Origin of the sequence: Streptomyces pseudogriseolus, from assembly GCA_002154585.1 — a bacterium.
Classification (GTDB): domain Bacteria; phylum Actinomycetota; class Actinomycetes; order Streptomycetales; family Streptomycetaceae; genus Streptomyces; species Streptomyces pseudogriseolus.
On record MUNG01000375.1, the window covers coordinates 1 to 4,018 of the forward strand.

3 protein-coding genes are annotated in these 4,018 nt (G+C 74.0%); 2 read left to right on the top strand and 1 reads right to left on the bottom strand.

What is annotated here, in order from left to right:
* Window positions 1-173 precede the first annotated feature (173 nt).
* On the top strand, window positions 174-1,097 hold the full coding sequence (gene metF, locus CCN29_RS28040) for a methylenetetrahydrofolate reductase [NAD(P)H] (protein ID WP_051791908.1): 924 nt from the start codon (window positions 174-176) through the stop codon (window positions 1,095-1,097).
* Between the two features lie 56 nt (window positions 1,098-1,153).
* Complete coding sequence (locus CCN29_RS28045) at window positions 1,154-2,125, top strand: SCO2102 family sporulation regulator (protein WP_086685390.1); 972 nt, start codon at window positions 1,154-1,156, stop codon at window positions 2,123-2,125.
* A gap of 49 nt (window positions 2,126-2,174) precedes the next feature.
* Here the strand turns inward: CCN29_RS28045 and CCN29_RS28050 are convergent, their stop codons facing one another.
* The gene (locus CCN29_RS28050; RefSeq protein ID WP_086685391.1) at window positions 2,175-3,668 is read right to left on the bottom strand and encodes a phytoene desaturase family protein; all 1,494 of its coding nucleotides are present in this window, start codon (window positions 3,666-3,668) and stop codon (window positions 2,175-2,177) included.
* Window positions 3,669-4,018: the final 350 nt, after the last annotated feature.

Below are 4,018 nucleotides of genomic sequence, written 5' to 3' on the forward strand. Positions count from 1 at the left end.
CGGGCGCCGCGGCCGCCGAGCTGGCCCGCCGGGTGCGGGAGGCCGCCGACGCCGCCTGACTCCTACGCCACCGGCGTCTCAAGTTTGTCCACACTGTGGACGCCAAGGCGGCAAATCAGACGAATATCCCGCTTCTGGTTGGGGGCCCGCCGACCCGTGGCTACGCTGCCCGTATGGCCCTCGGAACCGCATCCACCAGGACGGACCGCGCACGCACCGTGCGCGACATGCTCGCCGGCGGGAAGACGACGTACTCGTTCGAGTTCTGGGCCCCGAAGACGGAGAAGGGCGAGCGGAACCTCTGGAACGCGCTCCGCAGGATCGAGGCCGTCGCGCCCAGCTTCGTCTCCGTCACCTACGGCGCGGGCGGCTCCACCCGGGCCGGCACGGTGAAGGCGACCGAGCAGATCGCCGCCGACACCACCCTCACCCCGGTCGCCCACCTCACGGCGGTGGAGCACTCCGTCGCCGAACTGCGCAACATCATCGGCCAGTACGCCGACGCCGGGATCCGCAACATGCTCGCCGTGCGCGGCGACCCGCCCGGCGACCCGATGGGCGACTGGGTGCCGCACCCGCAGGGTCTCACCTACGCGGCCGAACTGGTGCGCCTCATCAAGGAGTCGGGCGACTTCTGCGTGGGCGTCGCCGCCTTCCCGGAGATGCACCCGCGGTCCGCGGACTGGGACACCGACGTGGCGCACTTCGTCGACAAGTGCCGGGCCGGCGCGGACTACGCGATCACGCAGATGTTCTTCCAGCCCGAGTCGTACCTGCGGCTGCGTGACCGAGTCGACGCGGCGGGCTGCGAGACGCCCGTGATTCCCGAGGTCATGCCTGTGACCAGCGTGAAGATGCTGGAACGGTTGCCAAAGCTCAGTAACGCGGTGTTCCCCGACGCCCTGAAAGAGCGGATCCTCACAGCGAAGGACGATCCGGCGGCGGTACGCTCCATCGGTATCGACTTCGCCACGGAGTTCTGTGCGCGGCTGCTGGCCGAAGGAGTGCCCGGTCTGCACTTCATCACGCTCAACAACTCCACGGCGACGCTGGAAATCTACGAGAACCTGGGTCTGCACCACCCGCCGCAGGCCTAGACCGGTCGCACGCACATACGACACACTGCGTAACGACCACTGGGAGAGGGGCGTACATGGGCTGGACGGTCCTCTACATCGCGTTCGGCATCGTCGCGCTGTGGTTGCTGGGTGAGGTGCTGCTGCAGTACAAGGCGCGCCTGCGCTGGCGGCTGCTCGCCTTCGTCGGGTTCCTCGGCGTCGTGTTCGGCGTGCTGATCCCGTCCGTGGTGGTGATCGGACTGGGCGCGGCCGCCTTCGCCGTCGGGCAGACCTACGTCACGCTGTCGTTCCGCCGCGGCTTCCAGGCCGGCTGGGCGGTCAACGCGCCGATCCTGTCCGCCGCCAAGGGCCGCGGACGCGGACGCGAGGAACCGTCGCTGGAGGTCACCGGCGTCGAGGCGTCCGGCGACCGCGCCGACGCGTTCGACCCCGGGCCGACGACGGCCGGTTACGGCGCCGACGACGACTACGACCGCGACGACGTGTTCACCCCCGCCGCCGACCGGCAGACGGCCGCGGAGACCACCGCCGTCTACGAGCCGCAGCCGATGCCCGACGACACCGGCTCCTACGGCGTCTACGGCGACCAGGGCTACCCGGGCCAGGACCAGTACGCGGGCCAGGACCAGTACGCCGCCACCGCGCAGACCGCCGACCCCGACTACGCCTACGACTACTCCGGTTACGGGCAGCAGCAGGGCTACGACACCGGCCAGCAGCAGTACGCCGCGTACTCCGACCCGTACATCGGCAACGCCACCTACGGCGGCGGCTCGCACGACACGGGCTACACGGACCAGCAGTACGCCCAGCAGGGCTACGCCGCCCAGGACCCGTACGCGACCGGGGACCCTTACGCGACCGGCGGCTACGGCGGCGAGACCCCGGCCGGCGGCCTGTGGGTGCCGCAGCAGCGCAGCGCCGACGACCCGTACGGCGGCGAGCTCCCGCCGGAGCAGCAGTACCCGTACCAGGACGGCGGACAGCAGCAGGGCACCCACGGCAACGGCAACGGCAACGGGTACGACGAGCAGTACCGTTTCTGAGCGGCACCGTCTCTGAAGCCCTCTCAACCGCCCGTGCCGCGGCCCGCGTTCACTGCGAGCCGCGGAAGTCCGGTCCCTCGACGACGAGTCCGGCCACCAGCGCCCCCGACATCCCGGCGTGCGGCAGTCCGCCGCCGGGGTGGGACCAGCCGCCGACGGTGAACAGCCCCGGCAGCCGCGTGCTGTTGGAGGCGTGCAGGAAGCGGCCGTCCGCGGCGGCGAGCGCCGGCGCCGGCACCGCGCCGCCCTCGGCGCCCGTCTCCCGCGCGACGTCCTCGGGCGTGCGCATCTCCTGCCACAGCAGCCGGTCCCGCAGGTTCGGCACGGCCCGTGCGGCGGCCGCGACCATCCGCTCCGCGTACGCCGCGTACGCGTCGGCGCCGGCCGCCCCCGCGGGCGTCACCGCCGTCACCGTCACGGCCTCGTGCCCGGCGTCCGGGACCAGCGCCGGGTCGTCCGGCCGCAGCACCGTCACCGTCGGCTCGGCGGGCAGCCCGCCGCCGGACAGCGCGTCCAGCTCCGCCTCACGGTCCCGGGTGTGCACCACCGTCCGGTGAGGGGTGCCGTCCGGGCGGGCGCCCCGCAGCGCCAGCAGCACCGTCGTCCGGCTCGCCCCCTCCCGCCGCGCGGGCACCTCGCCCTCCCCGCGCAGCCGTGTGCCGCACATCCGCTCCAGCGCGGCCGGGTGCACCCCGGCGACCACCAGGTCCGCCTCCACCGCCGTGCCGTCGGCGAGCTCCAGGCCCGCCGCCCGGCCGTCCTTCTCCCGCACCGCGGTGACCTCCGCGCCGAAGCGGAACTCCACCCGGCGGGCCAGGCACCGCTCGTACACCGCGCGCGCCAGCTCCCGCAGCCCGCCCCGCACGTACCAGGTGCCGAAGGCGTGCTCCATGTACGGCAGCACCGCCGCGCTCGCCGGCGTGGTCCGCGGGTCGAGGCCGAACGCCAGCGCGTGGCTCTCCAGCAGCGCCCGCAGCCGCGGGTCGCGCAGCTCCCACTCGCCGACCTCGGCGAGCGTGGCCGCTGTACGCAGGCGCAAGCGCCGGCGGTGGGGGACCGCGGGGTAGGGTTCGCGCCCGGCCAGCACCTCCCAGTTGGGCCACAGCGGCTCCTCCAGCAGCGGGCGGCGCGCCCGGTCCCAGGCCTCGCGGGCCCGCACCAGGAAGTCGCCCCAGCGCCGCGCCGCGTCCGCGCCCAGCGCCTGTTCCACCTCGGCGACCACGCCCGCGCGGGAGGCGTTCGGCAGGGACACCCGGGTGCCGTCCGCGAAGACGTGGCGCGACGACGGGTCGGCCTGCACCAGCTCGACGCATTCCTCCAGCGGCTCCCGGCCCGTCTTCACGAACAGGTCCCGGTAGACGGCGGGCAGCGGCAGCAGCCCGGGGCCCGTGTCGAAGGCGAACCCGTTCCGCTCCCGGCGGCGCAGCGCACCGCCGTACGTCTCCGTCCGCTCGTACACCGCCACCCGGTGGCCCGCGACGGCCAGCCGGGCGGCGGCCGCCAGCGCGCCCGTGCCGGCGCCGATCACCGCAATCCGTGCCATGTCAGGGACTTTATCCGCCGCAGGTCGGGCCCCGTCCCTGAGTGTCCGCGCCCCCGACGCCGTGACCGTCCGGACGCACGCCGTGCTGGGCGCGGGTGCGCAGGCGTGAGTACCCGTACCTAGCCGGCGAGTTGAGTACGGCGGCGGATGGGCCCGGACCAGCGGGAACGGGAGAGTGGAGACCACGGAGAGGGGGCTCGGGCCCACGGGACCGGCGGCACGGGGCGCCGGAACGGGGGACCGGCCCGCGATCCGCTCCTTCCGCCGGCGCCGTCGGCGGGAGTGAGGCACGGGGGAACCCGGGGGAACGACCGGAACGGGGTTCCACGGGGGGACGTACGGGGGAACAA